The 13846-nt window shown below is 30.9% G+C and carries 17 protein-coding genes; 9 read left to right on the top strand and 8 right to left on the bottom strand.

What is annotated here, in order from left to right:
* Positions 1–49: 49 nt before the first annotated feature.
* Positions 50–592 carry a nucleotide exchange factor GrpE gene (locus tag P8H50_RS01750; RefSeq protein ID WP_300204970.1) on the bottom strand — a complete coding sequence of 181 codons (543 nt, stop codon included), beginning with the start codon at positions 590–592 and terminating at the stop codon, positions 50–52.
* A 213-nt stretch (positions 593–805) separates the two neighbouring features.
* Here P8H50_RS01750 and P8H50_RS01745 point away from each other — a divergent pair, with 213 nt between their 5' ends.
* Positions 806–1447 (top strand): YceI family protein, encoded by a 642-nt coding sequence (locus P8H50_RS01745; protein WP_300204968.1) that lies wholly within the window; start codon positions 806–808, stop codon positions 1445–1447.
* A 155-nt stretch (positions 1448–1602) separates the two neighbouring features.
* Here P8H50_RS01745 and P8H50_RS01740 read toward each other — a convergent pair whose 3' ends face one another.
* From P8H50_RS01740 to P8H50_RS01725, 4 genes are all read right to left on the bottom strand, one after another.
* On the bottom strand, positions 1603–2505 hold the full coding sequence (locus P8H50_RS01740; protein WP_300204966.1) for a TIGR01777 family oxidoreductase: 903 nt from the start codon (positions 2503–2505) through the stop codon (positions 1603–1605).
* Between the two features lie 143 nt (positions 2506–2648).
* Positions 2649–3323, bottom strand: a complete 675-nt coding sequence (mnmD, locus tag P8H50_RS01735; RefSeq protein ID WP_300204964.1) for a tRNA (5-methylaminomethyl-2-thiouridine)(34)-methyltransferase MnmD — start codon at positions 3321–3323, stop codon at positions 2649–2651.
* Positions 3324–3329: 6 nt separating this feature from the next.
* Positions 3330–3773, bottom strand: coding sequence for a hypothetical protein (locus tag P8H50_RS01730; RefSeq protein WP_300204962.1), 444 nt, complete (start codon positions 3771–3773; stop codon positions 3330–3332).
* A gap of 4 nt (positions 3774–3777) precedes the next feature.
* Positions 3778–4284: a DUF4920 domain-containing protein gene (locus P8H50_RS01725; protein ID WP_300204960.1), complete on the bottom strand. Its 507-nt coding sequence runs from the start codon at positions 4282–4284 to the stop codon at positions 3778–3780.
* Positions 4285–4403: 119 nt separating this feature from the next.
* On the opposite strand from P8H50_RS01725, the gene P8H50_RS01720 reads away from it, so the two are divergent.
* Positions 4404–5471, top strand: a complete 1068-nt coding sequence (locus P8H50_RS01720; RefSeq protein WP_300204957.1) for a branched-chain amino acid aminotransferase — start codon at positions 4404–4406, stop codon at positions 5469–5471.
* 109 nt (positions 5472–5580) lie between these two features.
* On the opposite strand, the gene P8H50_RS01715 is transcribed toward P8H50_RS01720, so the two are convergent.
* Entirely contained in the window at positions 5581–5967 is a 387-nt protein-coding gene (locus tag P8H50_RS01715; protein WP_300204955.1) for a nucleoside triphosphate pyrophosphohydrolase family protein, read from the bottom strand.
* Positions 5968–6092: 125 nt separating this feature from the next.
* Here P8H50_RS01715 and P8H50_RS01710 point away from each other — a divergent pair, with 125 nt between their 5' ends.
* The 5 genes from P8H50_RS01710 (at position 6093) to P8H50_RS01690 (ending at position 10583) form a co-directional block, all read left to right on the top strand.
* Positions 6093–6278: a hypothetical protein gene (locus tag P8H50_RS01710; RefSeq protein WP_300204953.1), complete on the top strand. Its 186-nt coding sequence runs from the start codon at positions 6093–6095 to the stop codon at positions 6276–6278.
* A gap of 78 nt (positions 6279–6356) precedes the next feature.
* A complete protein-coding gene (locus tag P8H50_RS01705) occupies positions 6357–7379 on the top strand; it encodes an SRPBCC family protein (RefSeq protein ID WP_300204952.1) in 1023 nt (340 codons plus the stop codon).
* 2 nt (positions 7380–7381) lie between these two features.
* Positions 7382–7747 (top strand): fluoride efflux transporter CrcB, encoded by a 366-nt coding sequence (crcB, locus tag P8H50_RS01700; protein ID WP_300204950.1) that lies wholly within the window; start codon positions 7382–7384, stop codon positions 7745–7747.
* An 81-nt stretch (positions 7748–7828) separates the two neighbouring features.
* Entirely contained in the window at positions 7829–8884 is a 1056-nt protein-coding gene (locus tag P8H50_RS01695) for a hypothetical protein (protein ID WP_300204948.1), read from the top strand.
* A 13-nt stretch (positions 8885–8897) separates the two neighbouring features.
* On the top strand, positions 8898–10583 hold the full coding sequence (locus P8H50_RS01690; protein WP_300204946.1) for a T9SS type A sorting domain-containing protein: 1686 nt from the start codon (positions 8898–8900) through the stop codon (positions 10581–10583).
* A gap of 53 nt (positions 10584–10636) precedes the next feature.
* Here the strand turns inward: P8H50_RS01690 and P8H50_RS01685 are convergent, their stop codons facing one another.
* The gene (locus P8H50_RS01685) at positions 10637–11242 is read right to left on the bottom strand and encodes a DUF1684 domain-containing protein (RefSeq protein WP_300204943.1); all 606 of its coding nucleotides are present in this window, start codon (positions 11240–11242) and stop codon (positions 10637–10639) included.
* Between the two features lie 301 nt (positions 11243–11543).
* On the opposite strand from P8H50_RS01685, the gene P8H50_RS01680 reads away from it, so the two are divergent.
* Together P8H50_RS01680 and P8H50_RS01675 are read left to right on the top strand one after the other, a co-directional pair.
* Complete coding sequence (locus P8H50_RS01680; RefSeq protein WP_300204941.1) at positions 11544–12749, top strand: MFS transporter; 1206 nt, start codon at positions 11544–11546, stop codon at positions 12747–12749.
* Between the two features lie 18 nt (positions 12750–12767).
* Positions 12768–13376, top strand: coding sequence for a hypothetical protein (locus tag P8H50_RS01675; RefSeq protein WP_300204939.1), 609 nt, complete (start codon positions 12768–12770; stop codon positions 13374–13376).
* Here P8H50_RS01675 and P8H50_RS01670 read toward each other — a convergent pair.
* On the bottom strand, positions 13373–13843 hold the full coding sequence (locus tag P8H50_RS01670) for an RES family NAD+ phosphorylase (RefSeq protein WP_300204937.1): 471 nt from the start codon (positions 13841–13843) through the stop codon (positions 13373–13375). The genes P8H50_RS01675 and P8H50_RS01670 overlap by 4 nt on opposite strands.
* Positions 13844–13846: the final 3 nt, after the last annotated feature.

Below are 13846 nucleotides of genomic sequence, written 5' to 3'. Positions count from 1 at the left end.
GTTTTAAGCTATCAACTCTTGCCTTTTAGCTTGCAAAGCTGTATTTAATTTATTGTCCAATAACTACCTTAGGAAAACGAATTACTGTATCGCCTAGCGTATATCCTTTTTCTACAACATCAATAATTTTTCCTTTTAGGTCTTTACTTGGAGCAGGAACTTGAGTTATAGCTTGATGAATCTCAGAATCGAATACGTCTCCTTTTTTAACTTCTACAGCTGCTAAACCTTTTTGACTTAAGGTAGTAAGTAATTTTTGATATATTAAAACAACACCTTTTCTAAGTTCTTCGGCTTCTTTATCATCTTCAATATGCATTAATGCACGCTCAAAATCGTCTAAAATAGGTAACATTGACACCATGACATCTTTACTCGCTGTTTTAAATAACTCGATGCGTTCTTTAGACGTTCTTTTTTTATAATTTTCGAATTCGGCAAACAATCTTAAAAACTTATCTTTTTCTTGTCCTAATTCTTGTCTAAGACTGTCTTCAACAGATAATGCTTCAACTTCAGCATTTTCTTCGACTGTTGCAGCATCTACTAGTTCTTCTGCTATATCTTCTTTTGTATCTTTTGTTTTGCTCATTTGTGTACTTTTTTAATACCTAATTCAATTGGCAAAAGTACTGCCATTATTATAAAAATGTCAAAATGTCATTATCTTTTTTTTTAATTTTTGCTGCAATACCTTTAAAAGAAAATCTAATGAAATAGTTTTATTAAATTTTTAAGAAAAGTTTAAGTATTTTCCATGTAATATTTATTTACATTTGCTGCTCAAACCAATAAAATAATTAAAATGAAAAAACAAGTATTAAATATCTTTACAGTATTAGCTTTAGGTTTAGCTGTAGTTGGTTGTAAAAACGAAAAACAAGCGGAAACTTCTGAAGCAAAAGAAGTTGCAGAAGTAGCTGTTGAGGCAAAGTACAAAGCTATTGCTGAAGAATCTATGATCATGTGGGAAGCTAACAAAATTGTTGGTGGACACTCTGGAACAATCAACCTATCTAATGGTGTGATTGAGACAAAAGGAAATGCATTAGTTGGTGGAAATTTTATTTTTGATATTGCTACGCTAGCAAATACAGATATTGAAGATGCTGAACAAAAAGCAAAATTAGAAGGCCATTTAAAGGCTGATGACTTTTTTGATGTTGAAAAATTCCCAAATGCTTCTTTCGAAATTACTAGTGTTGAAGGAGATAACGTAAGTGGAAACTTGATGATGAAAGGCATTAAAAAGAATATTACTATTCCTGTGAAAGTTGGTATGAATGAAGATATGATGACTATTACTAGTGATGTTTTTACAATTGATAGAACAGAATGGGATATTAAATACAACTCTGGAAAATTTGTTGATCCTGCAAAATTAGGAGACTACATGATTAAAGATGATGTAGAGTTAAAAATCTCTGTAACTGCTAAGAAAGCCTAGTTAGATTTTTCTATATAATTTTATAAAGCCATATCGAAAGATGTGGCTTTTTTGGTTTTGGGGATATTTTACTTTGTAAAAAAAAGCTAGTTTCGTTTACAAAAGATATTCAACAGTGAAGCGTTTTCATATCTCAGAACTTAAAAGAAACTAACCTACACCAACTCCTCCAAAGCTGCATCCAAATTAACATACTTAAACTCAAAACCAGAATCTTCAATTTTTTTAGAGCTTACGCGTTGGCTTTCAAAAAGTATAATATGCATTTCGCCTAAAACTAATTGCATTGCAAACTTTGGAATATTTGGTAAAAATAAAGGTCTTTTCATTTTTTTTGCTATAACTTTAGTTATTGTATTATTTGTTGCTGGATTTGGAGCAACACCATTATAAATACCTTCTAAATTATGTTGTAAAACATGCATAAAAATTCCTGCTAAATCGTTTAAGTGCACCCAAGACATCCATTGTTTTCCGCTTCCCATTACTGCTCCAGCTCCAAATTTTATTGGTTTCGCTAATTCTGGAAAAGCACCTCCTTTATTAGAAAATACTATACCAATTCTAACTTTAGACACTATAATATTTAGCGTTTTAAAAGTGTCTACAACTTGCTCCCAAGCTTCTACAACTTGCCCAAGAAAAGATGTGCTTATTTCTTTTTCGTCCTCAGAATAGTAATTCGTGAGAGAATCTGGATAATAACCAATAGCACTTGCAGAGATAATTTGCTTTATGGTATTAGAATTGTTCTTTACAGTGTCATGAAGTAAAGCTGTAGTTTCTAATCTACTATTTATTATAGCTTGTTTGTGTGCTTTTGTCCAACGTTTAGAAATACTTGCACCAACTAAATGTATTATAGTATCTACATCTTTTATGCAATTAACATCTATTTTAGATTGAGAAGGATTCCAATAGAAACCTTGATAATTAGAATTGTTTTCGATTTTAGACTTACTGGTTGTTAAGTAATTTACTGCAATACCTTTTGCATGACAGTTTTTTACAATTTCACTTCCTATTAATCCTGTTGCGCCTGTTATGAGTACTCGCATTTCTTTTTCTATAAAAATACGACTTAGTATTTACTTTGTTAAATATTTAAAATGGATTTAACAATAATAATGAACTTTCAGGTTTTAACTTTATGTATTCTCTATACAATTCCTCATACTTCGAAATCAATCGAAATAACACATCATGATTTTACAGCTCTAAGCATGTGTCTTTTTCCTGGTGGACCTTCTACTTTTGTGACTGTAAATCCTACCGAAAGCATTGCACGTCTGGCATGACCTTGCGCACAATAGGTAACTAAAATACCACCTATTTTCATAGCATTATACATGTTTTTAAAAATGGCTTCTGTCCATAATTCTGGTTGCACTCGTGGTCCAAAAGCATCAAAATAAATAACATCGAATTGGTTTTCGGCTACTATTTCAGAAAACTGTTTTTGTTGTTTTTTTAACTGGAAATTTTTAGAAATTGAAGTATTTTCTTCCCAATTACAAATATGAATTTTATTAAATAACTCTTGATGCTTTAATGCTTCGGTATAGTTTAATGCTTTTAATTCTTCTCTTGAAACTGGAAAGCCTTCTACTCCAACATAATGACAATTTAAGTTTTGTGTTTGGGCTTCAATAGCTGTTAAAAAGGCATTTAAACCTGTACCAAAGCCAATTTCTAAAATAGAAATTTGTGAGAGGTTTACATAAGCTTCAGAAGCACAAAAAAAAGCTAAGCCATGTTTTAAATAAACATGCTTAGCTTCTTGTATTGCACCATGAGTAGAATGGTATTGTTCGTTCCACTCTGGAATATGGATGGTTTTAGAACCATCGCTTGTTATTATTATTTCACGTTTCAAAAAAAACTATTTAATTAATAGTTTCTTAATTCTTGGTATTGGTCCTGTACATTCTGTTTGGTGACAAGAAATACAAATACCAACTGCGTTATTAAAACGATCTTTAACTGGCATTGCAGATTCTGAATTAAAAACATCTTGTTCTGCTACAATGTAAAGCTTTGAAAAAGCTTCAAATTTCGCATTTCTTTTTTTAAAATCTGAAAGTTGTGCTGTGTTAATTTTTAAAAAATCTGTAGGAAATACTTCAGGTGTATTTCCTGCAAGTATTTCGTTTTTAATTTTAAGATTTTCGGCATACATTTCATTCATAAGTGTTGCCATTTCAGAAGGTTGGTACATGACGTACACTTTCTTTCCTGCAACGTTCTCTTCAATATTTTCGTTCTTTTCTTTAGAATTACAACTAAAGATAAAAGCGAAACAAAAAATGTAAACTAAATATTTCATGTGTTTATTCTTCTACTAATAAAACACCATCTGCTTCAAAAGAATATGTTTTTTTAGATTCTGTTATTGCTGCAATTTCTTCTGCTGTTTTACCTGCATCTTCTGCATAATGGCGTAACTCTTCTACAGGAACTTCATTTACATATGCTTTTCCGTTAATTATAACTTCTTGTCCTGCAATGTTTTTAGGCATAAAAAAACCGTAATCTTTAAACTTAACCATTACTTGTTCTCCATTGTCTAAATCTAACTTCATCCAGCATCCTTTTGCTTGACAAACTTCGGCAACTTTAGCAGTCATTTTACTGTCTATACTATCGCCAACTTTCATTGCTTTATAATGTTCTGCCATAGATTTTGCTGCGATAGCATCATCTGCAATAATTTCTTTACCAAAAGATTTATAGTTTAAAGCCATCTCTTCAGTCGTTTCAACAATCTCTGTTTTTTGCTCTTCTTTACAAGCCATAAAGCTTAAAACCATAAACAACACTAGAATATAATTTTTCATGTTTTTTGTTTAATAATTAATATATTTATCTTTTAACAAAGATAGTATTTTAAGATGAATTTTAGATTTCTTAACGCTTAAATTTGTATTTTTGCAAAATATAATGAAGCATTAATTTCATGGGAAACATAACAAAAGAACAAATAGAAATCACTAAAGTAAACACCTCTAAAATCGAAAGTATAGATTTTAACAATCTTGCTTTTGGTCAAGTGTTTTCAGATCACATGTTAACATGCGATTATATTGATGGCAAATGGCAAATGCCAAAAATAGAGCCTTTTGCTTCTATTAGTTTAATGCCATCTGCAAAAATATTTCATTATGGTCAATCTATTTTTGAAGGTATGAAAGCTTACAAAGATAGTAATGATGATGTGTTTTTGTTTAGACCAATGGAAAATGTAAAACGTCTTAACATCTCTGCTAAACGTTTGGCTATTCCAGAAATTCCTGAAGATTATTTTATGGAAGGTTTAAAAGCGCTTCTTGACTTAGAGAAAGATTGGATTCCTACCAAAGAAGGAAGTTCTCTATACCTTAGACCTTTTGTTTTTTCTACTGGTGAAGGATTTCATGCCTCGCCTTCAAATGCCTATAAATTTATTTTGGCTTGCGCTCCTTCTGGTCCTTATTTTTCTGGAAAAGTAAAAGTTTTAATAGAAGAGACCTATTCTCGTTCTGCAAATGGTGGTGTTGGTTATGCAAAAGCTGGAGGTAATTATGCTGGGCAGTTTTACCCAACACAATTGGCAAAAGACAAAGGCTACCAACAGGTAATTTGGACAGACGATACATCTCACGAATATATTGAAGAAGCTGGAGCTATGAATGTTTTTGTTCGTATTAACGACACCTTGTTAACCTCTCCAATTAGCGAGAGAATTCTTGATGGCGTAACAAGAAAGAGTATTCTAGATATTGCAAAAGCGGAAGGCATAAATACAGAAGTAAGAAAAGTAAAAGTAAGTGAACTTGTAGAAGCTGCTAAAAATGGCAGTTTAAAAGAAATATTTGGAGCAGGAACAGCAGCAGTAATTTCTCCAATTTCTGGATTTGGGTTTAGAGGTGAAGATTACGAAATTCCTGAGATAGATAACGCTTATGCTACAAAACTTAAAAATAGAATTGTAAAAATACAAACGAATAAAACAGACGATCCTTTTGGCTGGAGAGTAAAGGTATAATATACTTTTGATAGATAGATATAAAAATCAGCCTTTGGCTGATTTTTTTTTATTTCTATTTATTCGAGTAATCACTGCAAACGAAACACTGATTATTGTTAGCCAAATACTACTTTTCTATTATCTCTTTAATATTTGGTTTAAAATAGTTTGGGCCTTTTAAAACCTTACCATCTTCTCTGTAAATGGGTTGCCCATCTTCGCCCAATTTACTCATGTTACTGCGTTGAATTTCGTTAAAGACTTCTTCAATTTTGTCCTGCATACCATGCTCTATAATAGTACCACATAAAATATAAAGCATGTCGCCTAGAGCATCTGCAACCTCTACTAAATCATTATCATTTGCAGCTTCAAGGTATTCTTCATTTTCTTCTTTCATTAAATTATAGCGCAATGTGTTTTTAGAATGCCCTAAATTTGCTTTTGGAGATTCTAAATGTCCAATTTTAAATGCTGTATGAAATGCTTTTACTGCTTCTATTTTATTTTTCATATGTTTTGTAATTGTAAATTGTATTATATATTCGTAAAGTTAAATTAATAATAATAAAAGCAGGAATCTTTAATTGAAATCGTTTTTACTGCAAGTATTCATTATTTTTGTATAAAAATACTACTATGTTTAGTACAGGACAATTAATTTTTGCCATTTGTTTTGCTATTGCCTTCATTACAGCTTTAGTGTACACTTACAGAAAAGACTTAAAGTTGCATAGACAATACTATAAAGGCTCTATTTGGATTTTGATTGCTTTTATTAGTTTTATTGGGCTTATTGCAGCTATAAAATTTATTTTTAAGTAAAAATTTTAATCAACTGATTAAAACGTGTTATTGTTTAAATTTTGTAAATTTGGATAGCTTCTTCTTGATTTTATACTTATGAAAGCCTTAAAATATATTTTCTTTCTCATACTAATTGCTATTATAGCTTTAGCAATATACATTGCTGTCCAACCCAATACCTTTTCTGTTAGCAGAACGCGAACAATTAATGCACCAACAGCTGTTATTTACAATAACGTAAATGATTACAAAAATTGGGCTTCATGGTCTTCTTGGGTAGAAAAAGATCCAGAAATAAAAATAACATTACCAAAATTAACAAAAGGAGAAGGTGCTAGTTATTCTTGGGAAGACAAGAATGGTTTTGGCAAAATGGAAACCATTGAAACCAATACCAATAAATCTATAAACCAAGTTATGCAAATTGGAGAGTACCCAAAATCTTATGTTTTATGGACATTTAAACCAAACGATGACGGCTCTACAGATGTAACTTGGACAATTGAAGGCAAAGATTTACCATTCGATTTCAAAGCTTACAATATAGTTATGGGAGGAATGGAAAAACAAATTGGTCCAGATTACGAACGTAGTTTAGAGAAATTAGATAGTATTGTAATTTCAGATATGCAAAAATATAGTATTGTAGTAGACAAAGAAACAACACAACATAGTGGTGGTTTTTATATTTACAACACTGCAGCAACTTCGTTTGATGGGTTTAAACCCAAAATGGCAGCCATGCTTCAAGAGGTTATAGCATATGCAACAAATAACAATATCACAATGGCTGGAGCACCTTTTATTTTATATCATAAATGGGATGAAGCAAATAATACCATTATGTTTTCTTGTTCTATACCAACTACTGCGCGTGTTATAACTACAGGAGAATCTATTTTAACAGGACAACTAGAGCCTTTTAAGGCAGTAAAAACTACACTTAATGGTGATTACAATAATCTAAAAGAAGCTTGGGACAAAACGATGAAGGCTATTGCAGATAGTGGATTAGAACAAGACGAAAATGGTGCATATATAGAATCTTATCTTAATTCTCCAATTAATACTCCCAATCCTGCAGATTTAAAAACAGAAATTTACATAGCAGTAAAATAAATATGAAAAACGTACTCCTTGTTTTTATTGGTGGAGGTTTTGGAAGTGTTTTACGCTACATCCTTAGTAGATGGCTAAACAATGCAGAAAACGGAATTCCTTACGGGACTTTTGCTGCCAACATTATAGGAAGTTTACTTATTGGTATTATTTTAGGTTTAGCTTTAAAGCACAATACACTAACCCAAAGCCATACGTTGCTTTTAGCAACTGGTTTCTGTGGAGGCTTTACAACGTTTTCAACATTTGCATACGAGAACCAAGTTTTTTTAAAAGCTGGTGATTTTACAAGTTTTGCTATCTATACAGTAGCAAGTTTTGTGGTTGGTTTTCTTGCTGTTTTCCTTGGGATTTTTATGGTAAAATAAAAATATACGACGTTCTACGTATAGTATAACTCTCAAGTAATTAAGAATTTTGATTTTATTAATCATAAAAACTTAATTATCATGAAAAAATTTATTTTAGGTATTGCCTTACTTGTTGTAAGCTTTACAAATGCACAAAACACATTAATTGTAGATCGAAATGTTTTTATAGACGATTCGCCTTCACAAGTCTATACAACATTTGCATCAGCAATTGCTGGAGCATCTAATGGAGATACAATTCTAATACAACCTTCAAGTGGTTCTTATGGAAACATAACCATAAACAAATCTGTTACTGTTCTGGGTATGGGTTATGCACCAGAACTTAATAATGGTGAATCAACAACTACTGGAAATATTATTGTGAGTGCCAGTAATGTTAAAATTTCAGGAATTAATGTTGTTGGTACGATTTCAGCAGGAAATAGTGTTACAGATTTGTTAGTAGAAGATAACTTTATTTCAAGTGGTGTTTACGCTTCTTCTGGAGGTAATGCAGATATTACATTTAGAGGTAATGTTATTAGAAATCTAATAGTCTTAAATGGAACGCCTACTAATAGTACAAACATAACTATTACAAATAACCTTATTCAAAATTTAGCACAGAATGCACTACAATATTTTAATGATACCACAATTTTTAATAATAATGTAATAATTGGAGATCAAGCATTTTCAGCTTATACTTTATTTTTCGCACCAAATAATCTGGTATGTCAAAATAATATTTGGCTATTTACTAGTAACGCAATGACTCAAGTGGACCAAAATGGAGGAAACCCAATAATACACAACAATTCTTTAACCTACCATTATGGAACACCAACTATTACAGCTTTAAATGGCACAGGTAATTTAGATAATCAAAATCCATTTTTTGCAAATATTCCTGCAAACAATCCATATTGGGCTGCAGATAATGACTATAATTTAGGCGCAAGTTCTGCTGGAAATGATGCTGGAACAGATGGAAATGATGTTGGTATTTATAATGGCTATTACGATTTTGATATGAGAGGTTACCCAACAGAATTACCGTATTTAACCGAAATGACAATAAGTAATAATATGGTTCCAGCAGGTTCTAACTTAAATGTAAACTTAAAGGCAAACGCTAATAAAACTAACTAAAAACATCAAAATTATGAAAGCTTTATATACCTTTTTAATAGGCTGCTTTTGTGTTGGTGTAACGTTAGCTCAATCGGACATTTCTAGTTTAGAATATTTTTTTGATACAGATCCTGGCATTGGAAATGGAGTATCTATTGATATTGATCCAGATGTAGAATTGTTAAATCAAAACTTTAATATTCCAACTACTGGATTATCTCAAGGAACACATAGATTATTTATGAGAGTTGTAAATGTAACTGGCTTAACAACTATGTACACTTATAAGACCTTCAGGATTTACGATGTTCCAACAATAAATCTAGACGATATTGTTGAAGCCGAATATTATTTCAATACAGATCCTGGTTTGGGAAATGGGACTAATATAGATGTTGCAGATGTAGCTTCTTTAAATGAAACCTTTAGCATTCCAACCACCAGTTTACCTATTGGCACACATCGTCTGTTTTTACGTGTGAAAAATAGTAATAACCAATGGAGTATGTATGACTATAAAACCTTTAGAATCCAAGATGTGCCAGATACTAATTTAGCAGATATTACAGATGCTGAATACTATTTTAATACAGATCCTGGCATAGGTAATGGTACAAACATTGATGTTGCTGATGTGGATTTATTAAATGAAAATTTCAGTATTCCAATAACAAGCTTACCTATTGGCACACATCGCATGTTTTTACGTGTAAAAAACAGCAACAACAAATGGAGTATGTACGACTACAAAACCTTTAGAGTTTCAGATGTACCAACAACAAATCTATCAGATATTGTGGAGGCTGAATACTATTTTAATACAGATCCTGGCATAGGTAATGATACAAACATTGATGTTGCTGATGTAGCCTCTTTAGATGAAAACTTTAGTATACCTACTAGTAGTTTACCTATTGGTACACACAGAATGTTTTTACGTGTAAAAAACAGTAACAACAAATGGAGTATGTACGACCATAAAACCTTTAGAGTTTCGGATGTGCCAACTACGAATCTGTCAGATATTGTGGAGGCTGAGTATTATTTTAACACAGATCCTGGTTTGGGCAATGGAACAATTATAGATGTTGCTGATGTTGCTTCTTTAGATGAAAACTTTAGTATTCCAACCACAAGTTTACCTATTGGTACACATCGTATGTTTTTACGTGTTAAAAACAGTGATAATACTTGGAGCATGTATGATAATAAAACTTTTAGAGTATCAGATATTCCTTTAACTAATTCAGCTTCTATAATAACTGCCGAATATTTTATAGATATCGATCCTGGTTTTGGGAATGCTTCAGCGCTTTCTGTTTCTGGAGATGATTTAAATGAAAACCTCGTAATTCCAACTCCTGGAAATATCGCTCAAGGTGACCATTATCTGCATATTCGTGTACAAAATGCAGATGGCACTTGGTCTTTATACGATAGGAAATTATTTGAAATTGACGGAACATTAGGTGTTGAAACAGAAACACTTTCTGAAGTTAACATTTATCCAATTCCTACTTCAGATTATATAAATATTAAAACACCTAATAATATTCAAATAAAAGCGATCACTCTAATAGATATTAATGGAAAAATAGTAATGCAATTACAAAATCAGTTTGAAAAAGTAAACATATCTAATCTACAACAAGGTATGTATTTATTGCAAATACAAACAGATATTGGAAAATTATCTAAACGTATTATTAAAAATTAAGTTAGTTTTTAGGGACTAAATAATTATGGCGTCTAATACTCTTGTTAGGCGCTTTAATGTTTAGTAAACATCTTAACACCAGCTTCAATTCTTAAATCTAAAGAATTCTCAAGAGGTACTACTGGACAAGAATATCTTGGATTGTAGGCACAGTAAGGATTATAAGCTTCATTAAAATTTAAAACCATAGTGCTGCCTTCTGGTAAACTAGTATCTAAATAGCGTCCACCACCATAACTGTCTTCGCCATTGGTTTCGTCTATAAAAGGTAGAAACAGATGGTCTTTAAAGCCTTCTTTTTTTACGAGTTCAATATCTTGGTAGATATTTAATTTACAAGCTTTGTTTTTTAGCACAAAAGTTAGTTCTCCATACTTAACATACATTGGTTTTCTTTCTGTAGTCGTGGGCATTTCGAAAGGTGCTTCGTTAGGAGTTCTTTTAAAATTTGCGGTAACTACGTAAGTAGAATCAAATTTAAAAAATTCTAGAGCACTAAATGTTTTTCTGTCTTTTTCTGTTAAAGGCGATGTTGCAGCATCTTTAAATTTAGCATTCTGTTCTTTTTGGTATGCTGTGTCTCCCAAAAGCGGTTTTTTATCTTGTGCACAACCTAAAATCATTGTAAACAGAAAAGAAAGTAACATGATTTTTCTCATAATAAAATTGACTTTTTTCTTTTCAAAAGTACAACTTAAAATTTTTTTGTTTAGTTTTATACTATCAAAAATTAAAAATGAATACAGTCATTACATATTTTAAGCAACAGACCTCTTGTAGAAATACAATGTGGGCTTATTATATTTTATGATGATTTAAATATCAATTTATACAATATTAAAAGTCCAACTCTGCAGTTGGACTTTTTATTTGGCGATAATCGCCATTAAATAACATACTTATTTAAAAACCATGTTTAAAAATCCAACTTGAATGAAATAACACCAAACCAAACAAACCATGAAAAAACTTTACACTAATTACATCGATTCCTTTTCTGGTCTCTCTACAGAAATATGGTGGCTTGCATTAATTACTTTAATTAATCGTGCAGGTACAATGGTTATTCCTTTTTTATCAATATACTTAACCGAAGATTTAGAAATCTCAATGGGTAATGTAGGTTGGATTATGTCTTGTTTTGGTTTAGGTTCTTTAGTTGGCACATGGCTTGGCGGCAAATTAACAGATAGTATTGGCTATTACAAAATAATGGTATTTAGCCTTCTAGCAACTGGCTTTCTTTTTATTGGATTACAATATCTCACAACCTTTAAATCGCTTTGTTTAGGTATTTTTTTCACCATGTGTGTGGCAGATATGTTTAGACCTGCATCTTTTGTAGCTATGAGTGCTTATAGTAAATCAGAAAATAAAACACGTAGTGTTACACTTATTCGTTTAGCAATTAATCTAGGTTTTTCTGCTGGACCTGCTATTGGTGGATTAATAATTATGCATCTTAACTACTCAGGTTTATTTTGGGTAGATGGTATCACTTGTATCTTAGCTACACTTGTTTTACTTATTGTATTACATCCAAAAAAAGCAAAAATACAAGATGAGATAAAAATCGAAAAACCTGAGTCTGCCTATAAAGACACTCCTTTTCTAATATTTTTTATGGCCATGATTCTTTTTGCTATAGTGTTCTTCCAATATTTTTCTGTTATGCCTATTTACTACAGAGAAACACATGAATTAACAGAATTACAAATTGGATTACTACTTGGTGGTAATGGATTGTTTATTTTTCTTTTTGAAATGCCTCTAATTAAATGGTTAGAACGCACAAAAAACACGAAAGTAAGCTTAATACTTTTTGGTGCCTTTTTAGTTGGATTAAGCTTGATTGTTCTAAATATTACACATTGGTCTGGAATATTAATTATTGGAATGTTATTAATGACAATAGGAGAAATGATTGCGTTCCCATTTGCTCATGGTTTTGCTTTAGATCGTGCAAAACGTGGTAATCAAGGCGAGTTTATGGCTATGTATGCTATAGCATTTTCGATAGGAAGTATTTTTGGCCATAACGCTGGCTTGCAATTAGCAGAGCGCTTAGGTTTCGATAACACTTGGTCAATTATGACCGGATTAGCTGTTTTATGTGTACTTTTATTATTTATATTGAAGGTATATATGAAGAAGAATTTACGCTAATTAATTTTAATAATTGAAATGAAAAATATTCTAGTTTATTTAATAGTCATTTTTATTTTCTTTAACTGTTCTTCATCAAAAAATAAGGATGATAATTCTACAAATAAACTTGATAAGAATAGGTATGTTAATAATATAAATAGCACATATAATAGTGCTTATAAGAAATCTATTGAGGAGTTTTATGGCTATTTTGATACCGAAGACTTAAAATTAATTAAAGAAAAACTTCAAGAAAAATCAAAACATAAAATAGATTTTAGTAAAACTATATTTATAAAATATTTACAGTCTGGCGATAACTGTATAATTGAAAAAATAGGTGACTATGCTACTGTACTTAAAAATATAAAATCCCAGAATAGCAAATTATCTGAATTACATAACGTAGAAAGTTTTTTAATTTTCTCTCCCACTTTCTTCCAAAGTTATTATCTAAATGAGCAAAAAGATTGGATTCTTGATAAAGGTTTTTTTAAAAATATAATCTTTAAAAAAAACAAAAACTGTTCTTCATTTTTAGCAATTAAACCTAATGGGAATTATTATTTATATTATGGTGAAGACTCATTTTCGGAAGCAAACGCAGCCTTAATGAAAAAGAAATGGAGAAGAATAAAAAATTAAAGACCTGTAGATAAGACTAAACGGCTATCAATATCCAAATCTGCAACCTTAATAATTTTAAGTTTGGCTATATCTTTATGTCTAGGATTTATTAGAATATTACTTGCCATTGGCAAAATAGCACATGGTACTTTTAAAGCTAATTTCTTATTAGTTTTAATAAATTCCGTTCCTAATGTAATCGTGCTACTTTTTGGCGGATTGTCTCTCCAATTTTCATCTAAGTTTTTCAATTTTAACCTAGTATCAATTAAAGCATCTGGTATTTCGATTTCAATATAACCAAAATCGTTAGTTAAGTGTTTAAAATCCATATGTACTAAAACCTCAAGAAGACTAGTAGATAAGCTATCGGAAAAGTAAAGCATAGCCATACCCTTTTTATTCCATCGTCCACCAAACAATCGAGAACCTTCTCCAGACAAATCTTTTAGATATTGTTTTTTTGCTATCCTAAAGACTCTCATACT

Origin of the sequence: Lacinutrix sp., from assembly GCF_029238095.1 — a bacterium.
In the GTDB taxonomy this organism is placed as follows: Bacteria; Bacteroidota; Bacteroidia; order Flavobacteriales; family Flavobacteriaceae; genus Lacinutrix.
This window is presented reverse-complemented; position numbering and strand designations above follow the sequence as displayed.